At 68.4% G+C, this 20,787-nt stretch carries 23 protein-coding genes; 10 read left to right on the top strand and 13 right to left on the bottom strand.

The features are described from left to right. Positions 1-14: 14 nt before the first annotated feature. Positions 15-527, bottom strand: coding sequence for a hypothetical protein (locus tag IPV08_RS18290; protein ID WP_207412928.1), 513 nt, complete (start codon positions 525-527; stop codon positions 15-17). A 27-nt stretch (positions 528-554) separates the two neighbouring features. Further along, positions 555-1,373, bottom strand: coding sequence for a universal stress protein (locus tag IPV08_RS18285; RefSeq protein WP_207412927.1), 819 nt, complete (start codon positions 1,371-1,373; stop codon positions 555-557). 288 nt (positions 1,374-1,661) lie between these two features. On the opposite strand from IPV08_RS18285, the gene IPV08_RS18280 reads away from it, so the two are divergent. Both IPV08_RS18280 and IPV08_RS18275 read left to right on the top strand, forming a co-directional pair. Beyond that, a complete protein-coding gene (locus IPV08_RS18280; protein ID WP_207412926.1) occupies positions 1,662-2,480 on the top strand; it encodes a universal stress protein in 819 nt (272 codons plus the stop codon). Then, positions 2,480-3,124 carry a DUF1003 domain-containing protein gene (locus IPV08_RS18275; RefSeq protein ID WP_348646155.1) on the top strand — a complete coding sequence of 215 codons (645 nt, stop codon included), beginning with the start codon at positions 2,480-2,482 and terminating at the stop codon, positions 3,122-3,124. Before IPV08_RS18280 ends, IPV08_RS18275 begins: the two co-directional genes overlap by 1 nt. A gap of 86 nt (positions 3,125-3,210) precedes the next feature. On the opposite strand, the gene IPV08_RS18270 is transcribed toward IPV08_RS18275, so the two are convergent. From IPV08_RS18270 to IPV08_RS24735, 4 genes are all read right to left on the bottom strand, one after another. Next, the gene (locus tag IPV08_RS18270) at positions 3,211-3,435 is read right to left on the bottom strand and encodes a hypothetical protein (protein WP_207412925.1); all 225 of its coding nucleotides are present in this window, start codon (positions 3,433-3,435) and stop codon (positions 3,211-3,213) included. A 78-nt stretch (positions 3,436-3,513) separates the two neighbouring features. Then, positions 3,514-3,789: a hypothetical protein gene (locus IPV08_RS18265; protein ID WP_207412924.1), complete on the bottom strand. Its 276-nt coding sequence runs from the start codon at positions 3,787-3,789 to the stop codon at positions 3,514-3,516. Between the two features lie 255 nt (positions 3,790-4,044). Continuing rightward, complete coding sequence (locus IPV08_RS18260; RefSeq protein ID WP_207412923.1) at positions 4,045-4,446, bottom strand: hypothetical protein; 402 nt, start codon at positions 4,444-4,446, stop codon at positions 4,045-4,047. A gap of 144 nt (positions 4,447-4,590) precedes the next feature. Continuing rightward, positions 4,591-5,142, bottom strand: a complete 552-nt coding sequence (locus tag IPV08_RS24735; protein WP_246748024.1) for a DUF1971 domain-containing protein — start codon at positions 5,140-5,142, stop codon at positions 4,591-4,593. A 373-nt stretch (positions 5,143-5,515) separates the two neighbouring features. Between IPV08_RS24735 and IPV08_RS18250 the strand changes: the two genes are divergently transcribed. Both IPV08_RS18250 and IPV08_RS18245 read left to right on the top strand, forming a co-directional pair. Further along, positions 5,516-5,821, top strand: coding sequence for a CBS domain-containing protein (locus IPV08_RS18250; RefSeq protein ID WP_246748023.1), 306 nt, complete (start codon positions 5,516-5,518; stop codon positions 5,819-5,821). 40 nt (positions 5,822-5,861) lie between these two features. After that, positions 5,862-6,335 carry an isoprenylcysteine carboxylmethyltransferase family protein gene (locus tag IPV08_RS18245; RefSeq protein ID WP_207412922.1) on the top strand — a complete coding sequence of 158 codons (474 nt, stop codon included), beginning with the start codon at positions 5,862-5,864 and terminating at the stop codon, positions 6,333-6,335. A gap of 115 nt (positions 6,336-6,450) precedes the next feature. Here the strand turns inward: IPV08_RS18245 and IPV08_RS18240 are convergent, their stop codons facing one another. Next, complete coding sequence (locus tag IPV08_RS18240; protein WP_207412962.1) at positions 6,451-6,750, bottom strand: cytochrome c; 300 nt, start codon at positions 6,748-6,750, stop codon at positions 6,451-6,453. A gap of 118 nt (positions 6,751-6,868) precedes the next feature. Beyond that, complete coding sequence (locus IPV08_RS18235) at positions 6,869-9,403, bottom strand: phosphoketolase family protein (protein WP_207412921.1); 2,535 nt, start codon at positions 9,401-9,403, stop codon at positions 6,869-6,871. A gap of 139 nt (positions 9,404-9,542) precedes the next feature. Here IPV08_RS18235 and IPV08_RS18230 point away from each other — a divergent pair, with 139 nt between their 5' ends. Both IPV08_RS18230 and IPV08_RS18225 read left to right on the top strand, forming a co-directional pair. After that, the gene (locus tag IPV08_RS18230; protein WP_207412920.1) at positions 9,543-10,691 is read left to right on the top strand and encodes an acetate/propionate family kinase; all 1,149 of its coding nucleotides are present in this window, start codon (positions 9,543-9,545) and stop codon (positions 10,689-10,691) included. 121 nt (positions 10,692-10,812) lie between these two features. Next, positions 10,813-11,631 carry a universal stress protein gene (locus IPV08_RS18225; RefSeq protein ID WP_207412919.1) on the top strand — a complete coding sequence of 273 codons (819 nt, stop codon included), beginning with the start codon at positions 10,813-10,815 and terminating at the stop codon, positions 11,629-11,631. Positions 11,632-11,722: 91 nt separating this feature from the next. On the opposite strand, the gene IPV08_RS18220 is transcribed toward IPV08_RS18225, so the two are convergent. The 5 genes from IPV08_RS18220 to IPV08_RS18200 form a co-directional block, all read right to left on the bottom strand. After that, the gene (locus IPV08_RS18220) at positions 11,723-14,482 is read right to left on the bottom strand and encodes an HAD-IC family P-type ATPase (RefSeq protein ID WP_207412918.1); all 2,760 of its coding nucleotides are present in this window, start codon (positions 14,480-14,482) and stop codon (positions 11,723-11,725) included. Next, the gene (locus IPV08_RS18215; RefSeq protein ID WP_207412917.1) at positions 14,479-15,126 is read right to left on the bottom strand and encodes a BON domain-containing protein; all 648 of its coding nucleotides are present in this window, start codon (positions 15,124-15,126) and stop codon (positions 14,479-14,481) included. Before IPV08_RS18215 ends, IPV08_RS18220 begins: the two co-directional genes overlap by 4 nt. 100 nt (positions 15,127-15,226) lie before the next feature. Continuing rightward, a complete protein-coding gene (locus IPV08_RS18210) occupies positions 15,227-17,518 on the bottom strand; it encodes a glycosyl hydrolase family 65 protein (RefSeq protein ID WP_207412916.1) in 2,292 nt (763 codons plus the stop codon). A gap of 14 nt (positions 17,519-17,532) precedes the next feature. Then, positions 17,533-18,279, bottom strand: coding sequence for an HAD-IA family hydrolase (locus IPV08_RS18205; protein ID WP_348646154.1), 747 nt, complete (start codon positions 18,277-18,279; stop codon positions 17,533-17,535). Beyond that, positions 18,264-18,419 (bottom strand): hypothetical protein, encoded by a 156-nt coding sequence (locus IPV08_RS18200; protein ID WP_207412915.1) that lies wholly within the window; start codon positions 18,417-18,419, stop codon positions 18,264-18,266. Before IPV08_RS18200 ends, IPV08_RS18205 begins: the two co-directional genes overlap by 16 nt. 233 nt (positions 18,420-18,652) lie before the next feature. Between IPV08_RS18200 and IPV08_RS18195 the strand changes: the two genes are divergently transcribed. From IPV08_RS18195 to IPV08_RS18180, 4 genes are all read left to right on the top strand, one after another. Then, on the top strand, positions 18,653-19,303 hold the full coding sequence (locus tag IPV08_RS18195) for a BON domain-containing protein (RefSeq protein WP_207412914.1): 651 nt from the start codon (positions 18,653-18,655) through the stop codon (positions 19,301-19,303). A 72-nt stretch (positions 19,304-19,375) separates the two neighbouring features. Further along, complete coding sequence (locus IPV08_RS18190; protein WP_207412913.1) at positions 19,376-19,762, top strand: hypothetical protein; 387 nt, start codon at positions 19,376-19,378, stop codon at positions 19,760-19,762. Positions 19,763-19,809: 47 nt separating this feature from the next. After that, a complete protein-coding gene (locus IPV08_RS18185) occupies positions 19,810-20,013 on the top strand; it encodes a DUF2934 domain-containing protein (RefSeq protein ID WP_207412912.1) in 204 nt (67 codons plus the stop codon). A gap of 183 nt (positions 20,014-20,196) precedes the next feature. Continuing rightward, positions 20,197-20,568, top strand: a complete 372-nt coding sequence (locus IPV08_RS18180) for a hypothetical protein (RefSeq protein WP_207412911.1) — start codon at positions 20,197-20,199, stop codon at positions 20,566-20,568. Positions 20,569-20,787 lie beyond the last annotated feature (219 nt).

Raw genomic sequence — 20,787 nt, 5'->3', positions numbered from 1 at the left:
GGGCGCCCAAACCGTTAGGCCAGCTTCGAGGTGCCGCCGGACAGACTCCAGGCCCGCCGCTCGTACCCCCCGGATGCATGGATCGCCTCGGGATGGGGATCGACCGGACCGGGGGAGAACGGGCCGAGGTCATCCGGGATCACGAGGTCCTCGGAAGCGCGAAGGACCGGAACGTCATGCCTGGCCTTCGGAGCGAGTTGCGACCCGGTGCCGGTGCCGTTCTCGGCGGCCATCTCGTTCGCGAGACGTTCGACGACGTCAAGGGCGGCACTGATCCTTTCGGATTGTAGGCAGACCTCGTCCTGGTCGATCAGGCAGGCGCCGTCCCCGGTCCACCAGCGCCCGTCATCGATCAGGCGGAGCAGACCGGTGAGACGGTCTTGTTGCTTCATCAGGGCCTCGACGGCGCGGGGACAGGTCATCTTGGGTTCCATTTCGCCTTTGGCCGAACGCGCGGCGTCGACCGTGCAGGCGTAGAGGTCATCGTAGATGCCGAGGCGCCGTCGTCCTTGCGCTGGATCAATCACGTCGGCGGGCGCCGGATACCCTCACGCTCAATGTGACATAAGGCAACAGACGGGGCTGTGATCCAGCAACTCCCGCGTGACGCCTCCGAAGAACCACTCCCGCAAGCGGCTATAGCCAAAGGCACCACTGACGATCAGATCCGCCTCGAACGTCTGGGCGGCCTTGAGGATTGCATTGGCCGTCCCTGCGACGTTCTCGACCTTGATCGCCCCAGTTGCGTCGATGCCATGAAGGCCGAGATAGGCCACGACGTCGTCCAGTTCCGTACGATCAACATCATCGGAGACCTGGACGACCTTGACCATGTCGGCCCGTCTCAGGAGCGGCATCGCATCCGAGATCGCCCGACGGCCCTGGGAGGTGTTCTTCCACGCCACGACCACGCGGGCCGCCGACATTTCCTCCACGCCGGGGGGCACGACGAGCACAGGCCGACCCGTCGCCATCAGGGCATCGCCCGGGCCGACGGCGCCCACAAGATGCGGTCGGTCGTTCTCGCCCCGGCGCCCGACGACGACGAGGTCGGCCGCCCGCGATTGCTCGACCAGGAAACCGACCGGCTCCCGAAGCTGGGAACGCCACTCTATTCGCTCGGCTGGTTTGGCCACGTCCCGGAAGGCCCTTTCCGCGTGGACCAGCTCCGCCAGGGCCTTCTGCCGGATATCCTCAACACCATACCCGGCCGGCACGGAGGTTTCGCCATATCCCCTCGGATAGTCCGGTCCCCAAGCCGCAACTCCGATGAGGCGTGCATCAAACCGTCTGGCAAGATGGGCGGCCATTGTGATCCGCGAGGCCGCCCTTTTTCCGGGGTCCACGGCGACAATGATGCTGGCATAGGACATGGGGGCCTCCGACGACGATAGTGGGATCGTGCCCGAGTGCCGGCGGCCCATCGTTGATCCAGCGCAAACCCGTCGCCTCACGGAGCGAGAAGCCGTGACACCGAGGTGGCGCACGCGGATGGTGCCTCCCGTTTCCATGCGTCGCTCGATGAGACCGTGATCTGCGCCGGGCGGGACCGGTTTCGCGGCGAAGCGGGTCGGCGACGCCGGGATTTGCGCTGGGTCAAAGACGCCACCGTCCGGAGCGGGCATTCCGAACGCCCCGCATCAAATCGAGGCGCGCCATCCATGACATTCGCCAGCATCATGGTGTCCATCGACCTTGCCGGCGACGCCGACGCCCGGGCATCCATCGCGGCCCATCTCGCGGACGCCTTCGATGCCAGGACGATAGGCATCGCCGCGCAGATGCCCCACCATGTCACGGCTCAGGTCGGACCGATGGGCGCCTCGGCGTTCCTACCGGGCTTGACCGAAGAGGCCGTCCTCGACGGGCTCGCCCGGGCGCACGACCTGTTCCGGGTTGCGGTCGGAAGCCGGAGCAGGGTCTCGTGGCGCTCCGCCGTCGAGCCCGGCTTGGCCTTCCTGGTAGGCCAGGCCCGGGCGGCCAACCTCATCGTCGTCGGACGGGGAGACGAGGACGGGGCGACCGAGTGCATCCGCCCGCTCGACCCCGCCTCCGTCGTCCTCGCCGCGGGACGGCCGGTGCTCGTCGTGCCGCCCGGGATCGACCATCTCGAACTCCGACGCCCAATGGTGGCGTGGAAGGACACGCGGGAGGCCCGTCGCGCGGTCATGGACGCCTTGCCGATCCTGCGTCTGGCGGGCCGGGTCGACGTCGTCGCGGTCACGCCCACGGACCAGGCCACCGGAGCCGCGGACGTGGCCGCATACCTCTCGACCCACAACATCCACGCAACCGCATCCGAGCACCTGTCCGAGGGGACGAGCGACGCGGAGACCCTGCTCGACCTCGCGTCCGAGCATGCGTCGGACCTGATCGTCATGGGGGCCTACGGGCACGGCCGAGTGCGGGAAATGATTCTCGGCGGCGTCACCCGGGATGTCCTGCGGTACTCCCCCGTCTGCAGCTTCCTGAGCCACTGATGAGCGACCGCGCCCCCGCGACCGTCACGATCCCCCCATCCGTCCCGGCAATGCCCGTCGCCTCCGGGAAATCGCCCGTCGACGGCGCGGTCACCCACCTTGCCCGCCAGTTGATGGAGGCCGGATTGGAGGGATTGTCCGAGCGCGAGCGGCGGGTGATCCTCCACATCGCCAAGCGGTGCCACGTGTCCCGGGACGTGAACCGTGTTCTCGTCGAGCACCAGACGTTCGGCGAGCGTCTCGCGGATCGCGTGGCCCAACTCGGCGGCTCGTGGGGCTTCATCCTCGTGTTCACGGGGATGCTCGGCGCCTGGGTCGTGGTGAACACCGTCATCCTCGGTAGAGCCGGCGGGTTCGACCCCTACCCCTACATCTTCCTCAACCTGATCCTGTCGATGGTCGCCGCGCTCCAGGCGCCCGTGATCCTGATGTCCCAGAACCGCCAGGCGGCCCGGGACCGGCTGGCGGCCGGTCTCGACTACGAGATCAACCTGAAGGCCGAGGTCGAGATCATGGCCTTGCACGACAAGCTCGACCGCATCCGGATGGAAGGGCTCGAAGGCATGCTGGCCGCGCAGTCGACGAGGATCGAGGCTATCGCCGTGGCGGTCGGCATCTGCCCGGCAAAGTCCGTTCCGGACTGACGGGTCGCATCCTTATGGGGAGGCGCAGTGCCTCGTCATCTCGACCAAAACCGGCCCCACGATCCCCAGCGGACGCCGATGCGACGTTACGAGCCCGTTGTCAGCCCGGACCCGCGGGGATGCCGGTAATCGTCGAGGATCTCGCTTTCGAGCGCCTGGCGCTGGCGGTCCTCAAGTCCCAGGAGGATGTCGTCACCGGAGGCGTCGTGCGCCGAGACCAGCCGGACCCCGTCGGCCATCGTCTCGAACGTGACCAGGACCTCGGCCTGGGCGTACTGGTCCTGAGGGTCGATGCAGGCGTGGCTTGGCATGGTCGATTCTCCGGTATCGCCAACGGGTCGAGGCGGTGGTGCCTCGACCCGCTCAGGGTAGGCTGATGCCTCGTCTCGTCATTTCGCGGATTTGGTGGACCCGGTGACGATGTCCTCGTCGGAGAAGCGGATCATTCCCCCGGCGATCACGAGCTTGTCGCCCTTCTCCACCGAGCGGCCGTATCCGGAACCCGCGACGCGAAGCTCGCAGCCTTCCTTGCACTCGATCACGGCCGAGGCCCCCGCCGCCAGTTTCTGGGTCGCCTGGGCCTCGCCCTTGTCCACCGTAAGGGTGTGTTCGCCCTTGTCCTGGTTGGTCACCGTGATCGCGAACGCCGGGGTCGCGACCAGCATCGTGCAGGCCAGGAAAGCAGCCGTGGTCGGGGTATGTCTCAGGTCTCGTCTCCGTCAGATGGCGTGATGCCGTCGTGACGGGATGTAGGGTCCTGCGGCGGTCATCCCCCCTCGGAAGACCGCTGGGACGCCAAGCGATTTCGCGGACCCGCTATCCAGATATGAGCCCTGGACGCAGGCTTGCCCGCGCGTTGTCCGTCTGGACCCGGCGCCGGGTGGGGGTGGGACCGCAAAGTCCCGGAACGCCCTCGACGGTCAGGAAGAAAGGGCGAATTCGGTTGCCAGTCCACGTTGCAGGAACGGCTTTGACATCCTCTTGAGCTCGTCCTCGTACGCCATCCCGGAAATCCCCCAATACGAGCACGAGGTGGCTTCGGTCCATGAGGCGTCGAGGGCGGTATCGCCCTCGGAAACCCAGGCATGGGCCAGCGGCTCCGTGCTGTCGGGGCGGAGGGCGAAGCCCCGGACGTAGACGCCCCAGCCGGCATGGGCCAGCTCGCGGGCGACCGCGAAACACTCCCCTGGCTCTCTCATGCCGATGCCGCTCGGAAGTGCACCGGCCTTGAAGGCCCTGCCGAGACGTAGAAGGGACCTCAGATCGCGGTCGCTCATCTGGCGGGAGTCCCTGAGGGCGGACAGGACGGGATGGTCCATCATGGGCACCTTTCCAATGTCAGGAGCCCCACGTCGCCATCCGGAATTGGCGTCTCAGGGACCGAGGGCCCGTCCTTCGCCTCCGATGTGCTCGGACCCGTCGATTCGAGGGGGCTTCAAGGATGTCCCCGTCCCCGGAGGCGTCGCTCACCGGGAAATTGCTGAGTTGTCGCCGGGAGGGCGGTCGTAGAATTCAATCTGCATCCGAACGGGTCCCAAGGGCTCGACGAGGTGAGGCTGGTCCGGCAGCAGGAGGCCGGCAAGTCCAGGTGTGAGGACGGTCTCGGAGGCCGGCTCGAACACCCGATAGCGCAGGCGGCCTTCGAGCACGCGAATGAGGCCCCACACGCCGGGCTTGGTTCGGTGTTCCCTGCGGAGTGCGGCCGGAAGGGTTTTCTCGTCGAACACCGCGGTCCGTTTGTAGGGCTCCGAGGGAGGCGTCCGAAAGTGCACGGCCCGCGAGACCAGATCGACCATGTGGTCGGCGGCATGGGTCGTCAGAGGGTGTTGCGTATGGCCGGGCCTCGGGGAAATATAGGCCGCCATCTCGCGGGCACGGTCGAGTTGCTCATCGGACGCCCCGGCGAGCAAGGAGATGACCAGGTTCTCCAGCGCGATGACACGAACGCGAAGCTGCACGAGTTCGGTGTTGGTCAACTCCGGCAGGTCGGCCGGCACATCGTGGGACGTCTCTTCCATCTTCGGGTCTCCGGGGCGCGCCACGTTCATGTCGGAAGGCTTCACAGGGTCGGCTTGCCTGTCCGAGGCCGTGAGCGGAGGATCGCTCCATCGCGGTCTTCATAAGCACGCCAACCGATGCGGCTGCTTTGGCCTGGATCAAAGACATGCCGGATCGCTCGGATAGTCTCGGCGTGGTTCGGACATCGGAGCGTATTGCCCTCGATCCAACGCCACCGTGGAAATGGGGACAGCGATGCTCGTGGAGCAGTTATTGGCGGCAACCCGAGAGCGCCTCGTCACGATCAGGGATGACGCCCCGCTCACCTAGGCCGCCCGGCACCTGCACGGCACCAATACCAACCTCGTCGTCGTCTGCGGCTTGGACGGTGTGATGGTCGGCGTCATCACGAAGACCGACGTCGTCGGCCAGATCGGCCGTTGCCAAGGGGCCCGCTGCACGGTCGCCGCACCGGCCGTGATGACGCGGGACGTCACCTCGTGTCAGCCAGACGTATCGCTTAGGGACGTCTGGGCGCAGATGAGGAAACTTGGCCTCAAGCACATCCCCGTCCTGGACGAGGATCTCAGGCCCATCGGCGTGCTGGATGCGCGACAGACGGTCCAAGCCCTCCTCGAAGAGGTAGGCAGCGAGGAGGAGCTCCTCCGTGACTACGTGATGGGCGTCGGCTATCGATGATCGTCCGCGCCCTTCGTCGGCACGCATCGGGGGACCGAGCATGAGCGCCTCCGACAATATAGCGGGCGTGATCGCGCCACCTCCCCTGCTGTATGCCGGAACGCTGGCAGCGGGACTCGGGCTGGACTTCCTGTTCCTTGGTGTCGGGACGGGCATACCGGGACCGCTGCGGTACGGCTTGGCCGTCCTTCTCGGGGCGACCGCCGCCGCTCTGCTCGTGGGTGCCTCCCGTCGCTTCCGTCGAGCCGGCACCCCTGGAAGGCCTTGGCAGCCCACGACGGCCATCGTCACCGATGGCGTGTATGCCTGGACCCGCAACCCGATGTACCTGGCGATGATGCTCGCTTACGTGATGGTCGCCATCGCCATGGACGGCGTCATCACCTTGGCCCTCGTCGTCCCGCTCGTCATCGTGGTGCGGTTCGGCGTGATCCTTCGCGAGGAGCGGTATCTCGAAGGGAAGTTCGGGGCCGCATATCTGAGCTACAGACGTTCGGTGCGACGTTGGATCTAACCGGTCGCCTTCCGGGCCCAGGAAGGCCGGCAACACCACCCGAAGCGACCTGCCGTTTCGTTGCCGAAAGCCCGGCGCGGATACGCGGTGAAAGGGCCCTGGCGGCCCAGGGCAGTCATCGCTCAAGCGACTTCAGGTAGGCCAAGACGTCCGTAATCTGGTCCGGTTCAAGCTGGAACTCCAGCATGGTCGGATGCCCGGTGGTTATGCCCTCCGCCAATGCTTCGCCGAGGTCCTCGACGGGATACTTCGTATGAAGGTCCCGGAACGCGGGCGCTTCGCCGAGAGGGCTCGCCCCGACCCGTCCGACAGCATGGCAACCGGCACAATTTGCGCCGACGAATGTCTTGCCGCGTTGGACCTGCCCTTCCGTGGCGGCCGCCTCGGTCGCCACGAGGCCGGTGAGGAGAAGCATCGATAAAGCAAGGCGCAGGGACACGGGAAGGCTCCAGATTCGGTGGGTCGTGGGATACGGTGAGGGCCATCGGCACGACAGGCCGAGACGCATGCGCCACCGAACCGTGTCGCAAGGCCTATGACCTTTGGATCTCGGGGCCGTTCTCGTATTCCACGACCTCGTTCGTCAGCCTCAAGTCGACCCGGGCAATGGTCGTCCTTTCCGGGCCTGCCATGGGTGGATGGTCCGTCCAGGCCCAGTCGCGCACCTGCGGCAGGTCCTCTCCGGTGCGGCAGACCTGCTCGCGGTGCAGCGCCAGCAGGTCGCGGAGTTCCTCCTCGGCATGCTGCACCGCCGGGTCGAGCCCGGACGACCACTTCAGGGCAGCGAGCGCGAGGTGGTAGCGGTCGAGACCATTGAGCACCGCCATGTCGAAGGGGGTCGTGGTCGTCCCCTCCTCGACGAAGCCGTGGACGTGGATGTGTCCGTGGTTGGTGCGCCGGTAGGTCAGGCGATGGATCAGCCACGGATAGCCGTGGTAGGCGAACACCACCGGCCGGTCGCGTGTGAACAGGCTGTCGAAGGTGGCGTCGTCGAGCCCGTGCGGATGCATGTCGGGCGACGGCAGCGTCATCAGGTCGACGACGTTCACGACCCTGATCCGGATCTCCGGGATGCGGAGGCGAAGCCATTCGACGGCGGCCAGGGTCTCCATGGTCGGCACGTCCCCGGCGCAGGCCATGACCACGTCGGGCTCGGCCTCGCCGTCGTTCGAGGCCCATTCCCAGACGCCGATGCCGGCCGCGCAGTGCCGGGCCGCCTCGTCCACGCCGAGCCACTGCAGGGCGGGCTGCTTCCCGGCGACGACGACGTTGATGCGGTCGTGCGTGCGCAGGCAGTGGTCCATCACCCAGAGCAGGCAGTTGGCGTCCGGCGGCAGGTACACCCGCGCCGTGTCCCCCTTCTTATTGGCGACGAAGTCAATGAAGCCCGGGTCCTGGTGGCTGAACCCGTTCTGGTCCTGGCGCCAGACGTGCGAGGTCAGCAGGATGTTGAGCGAGGGCACGGGCTTCCGCCAAGCCAGGGCGCGGGACGCCTTCAGCCACTTCGCGTGTTGGTTCACCATCGAATCGACGATGTGGATGAAGGCCTCGTAGCAGGCGAAGACGCCGTGGCGGCCGGTGAGCAGATAGCCTTCGAGCCAGCCCTCGCAGAGGTGCTCCGAGAGCACCTCCATCACCCGACCTTGGCGCGCCTGGTGTTCGTCGGTGGGCAGGATGGCGTCGCGCCAGACGCGGTCGGTGACGTCGAACACGGCGTCGAGCCGGTTCGACAGGGTCTCGTCCGGACCCATCAGGCGGAAGTTGCAGGCCTCGGCGTTGAGGTCGAGCACGTCGCGAAGGTAGCGGCCGAGCACGCGGGTGCCCTCGGCGACAGCTGTGCCGTGGGACGGCATCGCGATGGCGTAGTCGGCAAGGTCCGGCAGGCGCAGCGGCTTTGGATCGCGTCCGCCATTGGCATGCGGGTTGGCGCTCAGCCTGCGGTCGCCGTGGGGATGCAGCGCCGCTAGCGCCGGCACGAGACGGCCGGCATCATCGAAAAGCTCCTCCGGGCGGTATGACCGCATCCAGCGGTCCAGTATCGCGAGGTGCTCCGGGTTCTCGCGCAGGGCCGCAACCGGAACCTGATGCGACCGCCAAGTCCCCTCCACCGGCTTACCATCGACCATCTTCGGTCCGGTCCATCCCTTCGGGCTGCGCAGCACGATCATCGGCCAAGCCGGCCGCCCGACGTCACGGTGCGGGGCGGCCTCGCGGATCTCGGCGATCCGGTCGAGGGCGTAGTCGAGGGCCGTGGCCATGGCCTGGTGCATCGGGCCGGGCTCGTCGCCCTCGACGAAGAGCGGCTCGTAGCCGTAGCCGACGAGGAGGCTACGCAACTCCGCCGGCGGCATCCGCGCGAGGATCGTCGGGTTGGCGATCTTGTAGCCATTGAGGTGGAGGATCGGCAGGACGGTGCCGTCGCCGACGGGGTCGAGGAATTTCGAAGCGTGCCAGGACGCGGCGAGCGGCCCGGTCTCGGCCTCGCCGTCCCCGATCACGCAGGCGACGATGAGGCCCGGATTGTCGAGGGCGGCACCGAAGGCGTGGATGAGCGAGTAGCCGAGTTCGCCGCCCTCGTGGATGGAGCCAGGGAGTTCGGGCGAGGCATGGCTCGGGATGCCGCCGGGGAACGAGAACTGCCGGAACAGGCGGCGCATCCCGTCCGTGTCGGACCCGACATCCGGGTAGACCTCGCCGTAGGTCCCTTCGAGCCAGGCGTTGGCCACCAGCCCGGGCGCGCCGTGGCCCGGCCCCCAGACGGCCATCATGTCGAGGTCGCGCAGGCCGATGGTCCGGTTGAGGTGGGCGTAGATGAAGTTGAGGCCCGGCGTCGTGCCCCAGTGGCCGAGCAGGCGCGGTTTGACGTGCCCGAGGGTTAGGGGCTCGCGCAGCAGCGGGTTGTCGAGCAGGTAGATCTGGCCGACCGAGAGGTAGTTCGCCGCCCGCCAGTACGCGTCGATGGCAGCGAGGCCGGTCGGTCCCAGAGGGCCGGGCACGAAATCGAGGCGGTACGGCTTCCCTCCGTGATCCTGGACGACGTCAGGCTTCGGATCGCTCGCGACAGGCATTCTGGATTCCCGGGCTTTGCAGGACGACGCAGGGCGTCTTCGATGAATGTCGTCGCATCCCTCGGTCGCCGTTTCTTTGATCTGGATCACGCCGCCCGGATGCCAGACGTGCCACTCGGGTGCTTGCCCGGAGAAGCGCATGATCCTCGTCCTCAACGCCGGTTCGTCCAGCCTGCGCTGCGCCCTGTTCCGGGACGGCCAGGACGCTGCCGTATGGCGCGTTCACGTGGCCGGGATCGGCAGTGCCTTGAAACTGACGGTCAGGGGTAGGCTCGACCTCGAAGACGATCCACCGCCCGATGGCGACCATGGTGCGGTCGTTGGCTGGCTCCTGGTGCGCCTGCTGCGCTTGCCGGACCTCCGCCTGCGGGCGGTCGGACATCGGATCGTTCATGGTGGCACCCGGCATGTCGGCCCCGCTCGCGTCGACGACGACCTGATCGCCGAGTTGGAAGCGTTGGTGCCGTTCGCCCCGGGGCACCAGCCGCAAGGACTGGCCTGCATCGCCGCCGTCGGCGGGGCGTGGCCCGACCTGCCGCAGGTTGCCTGCTTCGACACCGCCTTCCACCGGACCCAGGACCGCCTCGCGCAAATCGAGCCGATTCCGCGCGGCCTGACCGAGGACGGGCTCCTGCGCTTCGGTTTCCACGGCCTATCGTACGCCCACATGGCTAGGGAACTGCCCCGGTTGATCGCGGATACGGCGAGGGGACGGATCGTCGTCGCCCACCTCGGCCACGGCGCCAGCCTCTGCGCCCTAGCCGGGGGACGCAGCGTGGCGACCACGATGGGGCTCACGACCCTGGGCGGCCTGATGATGGGGACCCGGTCCGGCACGGTCGATCCAGGGCTCGTGCTCCACCTCATCCAGGCGCGTGGCATGGCAGCATCCGAGGTCGCCGACCTCCTCAACCGACAATCGGGCCTGCTTGGCGTCTCGGGCATTAGCGACGACGTCCGTGTTCTGGAGGCCAGCGAGGCCCCGGAGGCGCGTGAAGCCCTCAACCTGTTCGCCTACCGGATCGCGCGCGAGACTGGCTCCCTTGCCGTTGCCCTGGGCGGCCTGGATGCCCTCGTTTTCACCGGCGGCATCGGCGAGAACGCTGCGGCTATCCGGGCGTCCGTCTGCGCGAGGCTCGCCTTCCTAGGCATAAACCTCGATCCGGAACGCAACGCCGACGGCCGTTCCCGCATCAACCGGAACGGCTCGACCGTTCCGATCCTCATCATCCCGGCCGATGAGGAGCGCGAGATCGCCCACGAGGCGGGATGTCTCGTCGGAGCTTGATACCCTGGAGGAAGCCCGTCCACGGGCTCCCTCGCCGGGCGATCCATCTCGGAGTAGGTTCTGCCCCTGGCTGATCGTTCGGCGCACCCGCTGGTCGATGGGGGGCTATGAAGGGTCGGTCATGACGTTCACGAGTGTGATGGTACCGTTGGACCTGGGGGCGTCTTCATCCGCGCGCCTGAGGCTCGCCGGCACCTTGGCCAAGCGCTTCGGGGCCCGGCTGATCGGCGTCGCGGCCCGACAGGCCCTGCCGCAGAACCTGTATGGCAGGGGCGCCTACATCAACAGCCAGTTCGTAGATCTGGCCACCGCCCGTGCGACCGACGAGCTCTCGCAGGTCGAGGCACGGTTCCACGAGGTTACGGCCGATACCGGAGAGGCCGAATGGCATTCCGCGAAGGCCGATCCCATGGCATTCCTGGTTCAGCAGGCTAGGTCCGCCGACCTCGTCGTGGTCAGTCGATACCGGAGCGCAGGCGTTGAGGACTGGTGCTCGTCCATCGAGCCCGGCGAATTGGTGCTGCGCCTTGGCCGGCCGGTCCTCATCGCCCCGCCTTCCGTAGAGACGCTCGCCGCGAGGCGGATCGTCGTCGCCTGGAAGGATACCCGCGAGGCCCGTCGCGCCGTCTCCGACGGACTGCCGTTCATGAGATTGGCCGAGGAGGTGCTCATCGTCGCTCTGGGCGACGAAGCCGATTGGAAGGGCGCGGGCGAGACTCAAGGCTATCTTTCCCAGCATGGCGTCACCGCCACGACCATCCTCCGGTCGCCATCCAAACTCGGCGTGGCCGCCGAGCTGCTCCTGATCGCGCAGCAGGAAGGTGCCGACCTGATCATCGCCGGGGCCTACGGCCACGCCCGCATGCGGGAAGTGATCTTCGGGAGCGTCACCCGCAACCTGCTGGAGCACGTTCCCATCTGTTGCCTCCTGAGCCACTGACGGTTGTTCGCGGGGAACGTCAAGAACCATGTCTCGGCGACGCTCGTTCGAAGGCCTGAGTATCCGTTGCGCAGGAGTCGCGGTTCGGCCCCTATCCTGCAGGTCGAACCCATGCCTGACCGAATTTCACGAGCTCGATCACCACGAACGGCGTGAGGGCACCCAGCCCGACGACGCCCCAGTCGGCCATCGTCAAGGGCACCGTATGCAGCACCTGCCTTAGGAGCGGGACGTACACGGCGGCGAGCTGTAAGCCGACGCATGCCGCCGTCGCCCCCCACAGCCAGGCGTTCGTGAATAGGTTCGCGGTGAAGGCGGACCGACGCCGCGAGCGGGCGCTGAAGGCATGGACGACCTGGGTCATGGCGAGGGTCATGAAGGCGATGGTGACCGCATGCCGAAGGCCCTCCTCGCCGACGCCGTACCATTCCATCCCGACGGCGAAGGCGGCGAGCGTGCATCCCCCGAGGAGCAGGCCCTGCCAGACGATCAGCCAACCGAAGGCCGGCGTCATCAGGGGCTCCTCCGGGTCGCGTGGCGGTCGCGCCATCACGTCGGGATCGGACGGCTCCAGCGCGAGCGCCATCGCCGGGAAGATGTCCGTGACGAGGTTGAGCCACAGGATCTGCATCACGCCGAGCGGCATGGGCCATCCGATCATGACGGCGGCGAACACCGTGACGATCTCGGCGAGGTTGCACGAGAACAGGTAGTGGATGAAGCGAAGGATGTTGCTGACGATGACCCGCCCCTGCTCGACCGCGCTTACGATGGTCGAGAAGTCGTCGTCGGTGATGACCATGTCGGCGGCGTCCTTGGCCACCTCGGTGCCCCTGATCCCCATGGCGATGCCGATGTCGGCCTTCCGAAGCGCCGGCGCGTCGTTGACCCCGTCGCCCGTCATGGCGACCACGTTCCCGCGGCGCTGCAGGGCGTCGACGATCCGCAGCTTGTGCTCTGGCGAGACCCGGGCGAACACGGCCGCGTCGGCCACGACGGCGAGCCAGCCGGCATCGTCGAGGCCGGCCAGGTCCCTGGCGTGGACGGTCTTCAGGGCGGTTCCGTCCGGGGCGACGTCCAGGTCGAGCTGGCGTGCGATCTCGGCCGCCGTCGCCTCCTGGTCGCCGGTGATCATGACCGTGCGGATGCCGGCGGCGCGGCAGGTGGCGATGGTGGCCCTGACGCCCTCCCGCAGCGGGTCGCCCATCCCGACGAGCCCGACGAAGGTCAGGTCGCGCGTGAGATCCGCCTCGACGAACCCTTGGGGCAGCACGCGATGGGCCAGCCCGAGGACGCGCAGCGCCGAGGCCGCGAGCGCCTCGTTCGTGTTTTCGATGTGCGTTCGCTCGGTCGGTGACGAGGACGCCGTGCCGTCCGCTCCCAGGACCGACACGCTGGCCTTCAGGACCTCCGCCGGGGCCCCCTTCACGTAGGCGACGTGGGTGCCCTCCGGTGTAGCGTGCACCGTCACCATCAGCTTGGTGTCGCTGTCGAACGGGATCTCGGCGATCCGCGGGTAGGCCCTTGCGAGGTCGGCGAGTTCCAGCCCGGCCTTCTCCGCCGCCACGATGAGCGCGGCCTCGGTGGGGTCGCCGAGGGCCGTGGCAGTCTCTCCCGACCGATCCACCCTTGCGTCGTTGCACAGGGCGCCGATGCGCAGGGCGAGTTCGAGGGGCTCGTCATGCCCGATCTCGAAGGCTTCCCCGTTGAGGCTGAACCCACCCGCCGCCGCGTATCCCGCCCCGGTGACCTCGTACCGCCGAGCGGCGACATCGTAGGCCCGCACCGTCATCTCGTTGCGGGTGAGCGTGCCGGTCTTGTCGGTGCAGATCACCGTGGTCGACCCGAGGGACTCGACCGCGGGGAGCCGCCGGACCAGCGCGTTCATGCGGGCCATGCGCTGCATGCCGATGGCGAGCGTCATCGTCGTCACCGCGAGCAGGCCCTCGGGCACGGCCGCGACGGCGAGCGAGATGCCGACCTCGACCATGTAGAGGAGCGCGTTGCCCCTGAGCCACCCGACCAGGATGATGACGAGGCAGAGGGCGAGGACGATGACGAGGAGGGCGCGGCTGAGCTGGGCGAGCTTTGCTTCCAGAGGCGTGCCGTGCGCGGCGACCCCCGCGATCAGCGCCCCGATCCGACCGATCTCCGTGCGCGGGCCGGTGGCGGTGACGATGAAGCGCCCGCGCCCGGCGGTGACCGCCGTGCTCCTGTGAACCATGCTCGTCCTGTCGCCCAGGGCCGCCCCGGCGTCGAGGACGGGATCCGCGGACTTGGCGACGGGCAGGGACTCTCCCGTGAGCGCGGCCTCGTCGACCTGGAGGCGCGCCTGCTCGACCACCCGCCCGTCGGCATGCACGCGGTCCCCCTCCGAGAGGAGCACGACGTCGCCGGCGACGAGGTCGGCCGTCTCGACCTGATGGTCCCTGCCGTCCCGGACGACGCGGGCGAGCGAGACGGCTTGCTTGCGAAGCCCGTCGAGGGCCGCGGCGGCCTTCCATTCCGTGACGAAGCCGATGGCGGCGTTGAGGAGGATCACGACGAGGATGGCCCCGGCCTCGATGCGTTCCCCGAGCGCCAGGGCGACGCCGCAGGCGGCGATGAGCAGCACCACCATCAGGCTCTGGAACTGATGCAGGAGGATCTTCAGCGCGGAAGCCGACGCGGCCTTCGCCAGCGTGTTGGGGCCGTCACGGGCTAGGCGCTCGGCCACGTCGGCGCCGCTCAACCCGTCGAGGATGTCGGTGTGAAGGTCCCTTGCCGTCTCGGCGGCCGAGCGCGACGGGAAGGGCACCGGCGTCGACGGCAGGCCGGTACCAATGGCGCTCGGTATCGCCTGCGCGGTCATGCCAGCATCAGGCGGTCGACGACCGCGCGCACGCCGGGTGCGGACCAGGCCGCCCGTTCGGCGACCTCACGCTCGTGCCAGGCGTTGACGAAACCTTCCAGGGTGACCTCGTCATCGACGACGGTGACCTGGATCGCGTCGCCGTCCAGCTTGGCGTTCCGCTTCAGGGCCGCGAGGATCTTGGCCTTCACGTCGACCGCCTCTGCCGGGGGACGTACGGCGAGCAGGTTGAGCACGTCGGTCACGCCCGACAGTCTCCGGATATCGGAAGCGGCGGCGACGCTCTGGAAGTAGTACGGGACCGACCCGTTGAGCGTGACGGCGCCCTTCTCGACCTTGACCTGGATGCCGTGCGCCTGGATGCGCGAGTCCCAGGCGAGGACGTTCAGGACGCGTCCGGCGATCTCGACGTCGCCGGTCCTTTCCGTGTCCGGCCCGCGCACTTCGAGCGCCTCGGTGATGGCGCGCACGCCGCGCACCCTCTGGACGACCTTCTCGGCCGCGATCCTCTCGGCATAGGTCCCGACGCATCCGGAGAGGCTGACGACGCCGTCGTCGACGGCGACGCCGATATGCGCGGAGCCGACGCTCGGGTCGAAGTCGAGCTCGTCGAGGATGTGCTGTCGAAGCAGGGTGTCGTCCATTGTGGTGCTCCCGGGTCGGGCGCATGCCGCGCCGACCGGGGACCTTCGTGAACGCGATGGCGCCCGCGGTCTTTGAGCAGGATCAAATCGGGGCGACCGCTCAAGCCGTGACCGGGTACGTCGATGGAGGAAGCGGGATGCTGATCGAGGCTTCGACGCCGAGGGTTCGCCGGGTGGGCCCAACCGAAACGACCATCGCGTCTCCGCCCCTCAAGGTCGCGTCGAGGACGTTCCTCACGGGATCGACCGTGACGACGAGGTCCCGGCCCCGCCACTGCACCGGGAACGAGAGCCTGGTCCAACCGGCCGGCAGCCGGGGCTCGAACGAGAGGCCGTCGGACCGGACGACCAGACCGGCGAACCCGAAGATCGCCACCAGCCATATGCCGCCCAGGGCCGCGATATGGACGCCGCCGGCGATGGCCACGTGGCTGTCGCCGAGATCGATGGCCGAGGTCTCGCGAAGGTAGCCGAGCGCCACCTCCGACCGTCCCAACCGGGCGGCGGCGACACCGTGCAGGGCGCGGCTGAGGGAGCTGCCATGGCCGCACCGCGGGGCGTAGTGGTCGAAGTTGACCGTCCCCGCGTCGCCCGGGAACTCCTCGGGGAGCAGGGCGAGGAGGGCAACGACATCGGCCTGTTTGACCACCTGCGAGGCCTGGGTGCGCTCGCGCCCGAGGACGACGTCCATCGGTACGGAGCGCCCGGCATAGGCCCAGAGGTCGATGGCCTCCAGGTCGTGGTAGCCCTCGAACTGCTCGAACAGGCCGGTCTCCGGATCGAGCCCGGTCGCCATCGTCGCGACGGTCGCGCGCCAGCCTTCCAGTTCGTCGGCGGACAGGTCGAGGCGTGTCGAGAGCGTCACCCACCGTTCCGGCCAACGCTCGACCATCAGCGCCGCCACATCCAGACCGCGAGAGAGGTTCCAGCGCGCCATGACGTTGGTGAAGACGTTGTCGTCGACGGTCTCGTGGTATTCGTCCGGTCCGATGACCCCTCTGATGTGGTGGAGGCCATCGGCTTCGAGGCCCGCGCGGCTCCACCAGAACCGGGCCGTCTCCAAGAGGATCTCGGCGCCGGCCTCCAGTAGGAACGCGGTGTCGTCGGTCGCCTGCCAATACTGCCAGACGGCGTAGGTGACGTCGGCGCTGACGTGCTGCTCCTGGGTGCCGCAGAGGATGTCCACGACCTTGCGGTCGGGACCGACCACCTGGGCCGGGGTCGCCTCGTCACCGGTGTCGGCGGACTCCCAGGCATAGAGCGCACCGCGCCACCCCATCCTGGCGGCCTTCGCCCGTGCCGCGTCGAGGGTGCGGAAGCGGTACGTCAGCAGGGCGCGGGCGGCTTGCGGCCACGTCATCGCGTAGAAGGGCAGCAGGAAGATCTCGGTGTCCCAGAAGACGTGACCGAGATAGTCGTCCCCCGTCAGGGCGCGGGCGCCGATGGACACGCGCTCGTCCCCTGGGTCGGCCGCGCCGTTGAGATGGAAGACGGCGAACCGCAACGCCCTCTGCGCCTCCGGGTCGCCGATGACCACGACGTCGCTGCGGTCCCATCGCTGGCGCCATGCGGTCTCGTGGCGTTCGAGGAGACCGCGCCACCCGAGCCCGGTCGCCAGGGCGAGGTCAGAGTGGGCGCGTCCGCCCGGATCAATTACGGGTTCGTCGCCGCGCGTCACGGCGAGGATGCGTTGGAGCACGACGGTCTGGCCGGCCTGGACGCGCAGGCTCCAGGACCATTTGCCGGCGGTTCGGACGGTGGGAGGATACGTCCGTCCATCGATGACCACCGCCGCGTCCATGGCGATGGCGAGGGCCTTTCCGGATTGCCGCGTGCGCCAGACGCCGAGGTCGGGTTCCGCCGTGACCGGGGTGAGGAGGGGTGACGCCTCCCCGGACGTCACGTCGAGGGTGATCTCGCCCATGCCCCGCTCGACGGCGAGCTCGACCAGTTGCAGGACGATGCCGCGCATATCCAGCGAGACGAGGCGAAGCGTGGAAAGGCGGATGTCGAGGGCCGCCCCCGGGGGCTGCCGCACCTGGGTCAGCAGGAGGCCGCGTCGCATGTCGAGGGTCACGTCGCGGGACGACGGGTCGGGGCAGGCGAGGTAGGGGCCGTCCGGCAGGCCGATGCGAAGCTTGAGCCAGTCGGGGGCCGGAAGGCGTTCGGGGATCGGGGCGCCCACGAGGGCCGTGTCGAACAGCCCGGCGACGTAGGTGCGTGGGGGAAGCGTCCGGCACGCGCCGAGATCCGTCGCGAGAGCCCCCCGGAGCCCGAGGAAGCCGTTGCTGATCGCGAAGCGCGTCTCGAAGCTGCTCTCGCGCAGCGGGTCGTACCCGACCTCGCTCAGAAGCCAGGCCGGGTCGGCGGTCGGACGAAGTGCCTGGCCCATCGGGCGTGGTCCTGTCATGCGGCGGGCCGGTGCGTGGTGGATGTCGCCCGCTCGGGGATGATGACCCCGTCGAGGCTTGCCACCACGCGCTCGGCGCCGGCAGCGCGCAGTCCATCGGCGTCATCCACCCTGGCGACGCCGAGGGTGGCCATGCCGCCGGCAAGCGCGGCAGCGATGCCGGCCGGCGCGTCCTCGACCACGATGCACCGTGTCCGGTCGACGCCGAGTTCCGCGGCCGCGAGGAGGAAGATCTCGGGATCGGGCTTTCCGTGCGAGAGGTCTCGGCCGCAGACGGTGACGGGAAATGCGTCGAACAGCGTCCCACCGGGGTCGAGGGCGACCGTGCGCATCATCGATTCCGCATTCCTGGAGGACGAGGCCGCGGCGATGGGCCAGCCGGCCGCCCTGAGCCTGCGCACGAGGCGGAGCGCGTCTGGGAAGGCGACGACCCCTTCCATCGCGAAAATTTCCTCAAGGCGGCGCTGCTTGGCGGCGGCGTAGGCCGGACCGACGCGCCCGACGTCCGGCACGCCCAGCGCTGTCAGGGCGGCGAGGGCCCCGTCCAGCCGCGGGCGGCCCGCGACGAGGGCCTGATAAAGGGCGGTGGTGAGGCCCGCGGGGTCGGCGATGCCGTGGAGCGCCTCCCGCCATGCGCGTTCGTGGGGCGATGCGAGCAGGACCCCGTCGACGTCGAGGATCCAGGCGTCGAGCTGCCTCGTCGGTACGGCGACGTCCGCGACGGCCCTCAGGATACGAGCCACATCAGGCTTACGACGGTCGCCGATCCGACGATGGCCAGGCCCATCATGCGGAGGCTCTCGGCCAACGGATCGAGCGGTGCAGAGATCGGCCTGACCCGGTCGTCGGCGGCGTTGGTCCACGGTGCGACGTGCGTGTTCATGACGGGACAAGCCCCTGATTGCCGGTCGTGCCCTGGTTCGACCGATCCCGACGCGATGATGGCCGCATCGTCCCGACCGATCCTTGCGCTGGATCAAGGATCGCGTCCGCCTCACCGCCTACGTTGGCCGGATGCCGGGACACGCCTCGACGTGGACGCCGGACAGCCTTCCTTTGGGTAGGTCGCAAGCCCTCCCCGGCATCGTCCGACCCGGCACGTCCCAGGAGACCATCATGTCCCACAACACCACCCTGCAGCACCGGGTCACGGCCGAGCTCATCTGGGACCCGGCGGTGACCTCATCGGAGATCGGCGTCACCGCCAAGGACGGCGTGGTGGCGCTCTCGGGCGAGGTCGGGACCTACGACGAGAAGCTCGCCGCCGAGGCCGCCGCCTGCCGCGTCGGGGGGGTGAAGGCCCTCGTGCAGGAGATCGAGGTCGTGGTGAAGCCTGCCCGCAAGCGGTCCGACGAGGACATCGCCGCCACCGCCATCGCCCGGCTCGCCTGGAACGTGGCCGTTCCGCCGGACCGCGTCTTCGTGAAGGTCTCGAAGGGCACCGTCACCCTGACGGGCGAGGTCGACCATCGCTTCGAGGCCGAGGTCTCCGAACGGGAGGTCCGGCAGTTGTCGGGGGTCGTCGCGGTAGACAACAGGATCGCCATCAAGCCGCAGGTCGACGTCGAGGCCGTCAGCGACAGGATCAGCGAGGCGCTGGACCGTTCGTGGCTGTTCGACCCGAAGACCGTGACCGTCACGGCCGAGGGGGGGACCGTCACCCTGGGCGGCACCGTGCGCACGATGCAGGAACGCCGAGAGGCGGTGGGCGCGGCCTGGGCCTCACCGGGCACCACTGCGGTCGAGAACCACATCAGCGTCGTCTGACGCAGGCGGCACGACCCCGCCAGGCATCGTGACCCAGGCAGGGATTCTCCTTCCCCGAAAGGCCATCCGACCATGACCAAGGCGCATCACGACCATGACCGACCCGACGCCCCGGAAACGACCGGTGAAGACGCCGACCGCCGTATCGAGGGGGCCGCCGACGAGATCTTTTCGCGGGCCCACGACGTGGTTAGCGACGTCGCCGACCGGGCCACGCACTTGGCGCAGGACACCCTGGAGCGCGGACGCGACGACATCCGGCGGGTGGACCTGTCGACCCGGGCCGGGCAACCGAACGGCGGCGGCCTCCGAGGGGCGTCGCCGTTGACGACCGCGCTTGCCGTCGGTGCCATGGGCTACGCCATCGCAACCCTGATCCGTGGCGCCGTGCGTAAGCGTGACATCGCCCCGGGGAGCGCCCTGCCGGACAAGGTCCCGCCGGCGGCGCCGGCTGAGTGACCGCCGCGATCCGACCCATCGACCCCGACATCCATGGAAGACAGCGCATGCCCCCCGAGACGAGACCCACCGACGGCCAGATCCGCGACCGCGCCTTCCACCTTTGGGAGCGGCGCGACCGTCCGCATGGACACGCGGACGAGTTCTGGCTCCAGGCCGAACGGGAGCTCCACGGCGAGATGACCGGGCGACCGGTCCTACCCGGCGGGGATTTCGTGAAGAGCGGATCGGGGTCCGATTGCTGCTGCTGACGATGGTCGTCCTGACCATGGTCAAATGCGATGGAACGTCGCTGATCGCACGTTTTCCTTTGGCGTCGGCCCTCCGTTCCGTGCCTCGACGAACTCCTCCTTGGATACTCGCCCCCTCTCGCGGTGCGAGACGTACCCACAAATCTCACGTGTCTTCCTATCCCCACCTCACGGAGCGCTCACATGCGTAAGATCCTCATCACCGCCGCTTGCCTCCTTGCGCTGCCTCTCCCGGCGCTCGCCCAGGGCTCGTCCCGCGATGACGACAGGGACAGGTCCTATGAGCGAAGCGACGGTAGGAGGGGCGAGGGACGTTACCACCCCGACGAGGATCGGGATCGCAGCTACATGCGCGGACATGGCGACGACGCGTCGAGGGGGGGCTCCTCGTTCCACATGAAGATGGGCGAAGCGAAGATCCATGTTCGGTGCGGTCCCCGTGAGACGCTGAAGGACTGCGTGGACGCGGCCATCACCCTGCTCGATAAGACACGCTCCATGCCCGTCACGAACGGCGCCAACACGGGTTCAGGGAACGCGTCCCCGAAGCCGTAGTCAGGCACATCGCACCGGTCCGGGGCAGAACGGGAAACGGTACCGACGCGTCTCATCATATCGTTCTTCACCGGACCCGACCGGCGGCGTCGTCCGGGTCCGCAGGTGCCTCGGAATTCGAGGAACGCATTGTGCATGGTGAGCGGCACGACGACGCCGGCCTTGTGCTTCTTCCGGGTGATCGACCCGCCTAGCTACAGCACTTCCTTGGCAAGCTCG

The sequence above is a fragment of the Methylobacterium sp. SD274 genome (assembly GCF_017355285.1).
GTDB lineage: Bacteria > Pseudomonadota > Alphaproteobacteria > Rhizobiales > Beijerinckiaceae > Methylobacterium.
This window is presented reverse-complemented; position numbering and strand designations above follow the sequence as displayed.

Excerpts from the sequence above, each read along its gene's own strand:
- IPV08_RS18285 (WP_207412927.1), bottom strand. The coding sequence starts at position 1,373 with ATGTCCTATGCCAGCATCATTGTCGCCGTGGACCCCGGAAAAAGGGCG.
- IPV08_RS18280 (WP_207412926.1), top strand. The coding sequence starts at position 1,662 with ATGACATTCGCCAGCATCATGGTGTCCATCGACCTTGCCGGCGACGCC.
- IPV08_RS18275 (WP_348646155.1), top strand. The coding sequence starts at position 2,480 with ATGAGCGACCGCGCCCCCGCGACCGTCACGATCCCCCCATCCGTCCCG.
- IPV08_RS18270 (WP_207412925.1), bottom strand. The coding sequence starts at position 3,435 with ATGCCAAGCCACGCCTGCATCGACCCTCAGGACCAGTACGCCCAGGCC.
- IPV08_RS18265 (WP_207412924.1), bottom strand. The coding sequence starts at position 3,789 with ATGCTGGTCGCGACCCCGGCGTTCGCGATCACGGTGACCAACCAGGAC.
- IPV08_RS18260 (WP_207412923.1), bottom strand. The coding sequence starts at position 4,446 with ATGATGGACCATCCCGTCCTGTCCGCCCTCAGGGACTCCCGCCAGATG.
- IPV08_RS24735 (WP_246748024.1), bottom strand. The coding sequence starts at position 5,142 with ATGGAAGAGACGTCCCACGATGTGCCGGCCGACCTGCCGGAGTTGACC.
- IPV08_RS18250 (WP_246748023.1), top strand. The coding sequence starts at position 5,516 with ATGGTCGGCGTCATCACGAAGACCGACGTCGTCGGCCAGATCGGCCGT.
- IPV08_RS18245 (WP_207412922.1), top strand. The coding sequence starts at position 5,862 with ATGAGCGCCTCCGACAATATAGCGGGCGTGATCGCGCCACCTCCCCTG.
- IPV08_RS18240 (WP_207412962.1), bottom strand. The coding sequence starts at position 6,750 with ATGCTTCTCCTCACCGGCCTCGTGGCGACCGAGGCGGCCGCCACGGAA.
- IPV08_RS18235 (WP_207412921.1), bottom strand. The coding sequence starts at position 9,403 with ATGCCTGTCGCGAGCGATCCGAAGCCTGACGTCGTCCAGGATCACGGA.
- IPV08_RS18230 (WP_207412920.1), top strand. The coding sequence starts at position 9,543 with ATGATCCTCGTCCTCAACGCCGGTTCGTCCAGCCTGCGCTGCGCCCTG.
- IPV08_RS18225 (WP_207412919.1), top strand. The coding sequence starts at position 10,813 with ATGACGTTCACGAGTGTGATGGTACCGTTGGACCTGGGGGCGTCTTCA.
- IPV08_RS18220 (WP_207412918.1), bottom strand. The coding sequence starts at position 14,482 with ATGACCGCGCAGGCGATACCGAGCGCCATTGGTACCGGCCTGCCGTCG.
- IPV08_RS18215 (WP_207412917.1), bottom strand. The coding sequence starts at position 15,126 with ATGGACGACACCCTGCTTCGACAGCACATCCTCGACGAGCTCGACTTC.
- IPV08_RS18210 (WP_207412916.1), bottom strand. The coding sequence starts at position 17,518 with ATGGGCCAGGCACTTCGTCCGACCGCCGACCCGGCCTGGCTTCTGAGC.
- IPV08_RS18200 (WP_207412915.1), bottom strand. The coding sequence starts at position 18,419 with ATGAACACGCACGTCGCACCGTGGACCAACGCCGCCGACGACCGGGTC.
- IPV08_RS18195 (WP_207412914.1), top strand. The coding sequence starts at position 18,653 with ATGTCCCACAACACCACCCTGCAGCACCGGGTCACGGCCGAGCTCATC.
- IPV08_RS18190 (WP_207412913.1), top strand. The coding sequence starts at position 19,376 with ATGACCAAGGCGCATCACGACCATGACCGACCCGACGCCCCGGAAACG.
- IPV08_RS18185 (WP_207412912.1), top strand. The coding sequence starts at position 19,810 with ATGCCCCCCGAGACGAGACCCACCGACGGCCAGATCCGCGACCGCGCC.
- IPV08_RS18180 (WP_207412911.1), top strand. The coding sequence starts at position 20,197 with ATGCGTAAGATCCTCATCACCGCCGCTTGCCTCCTTGCGCTGCCTCTC.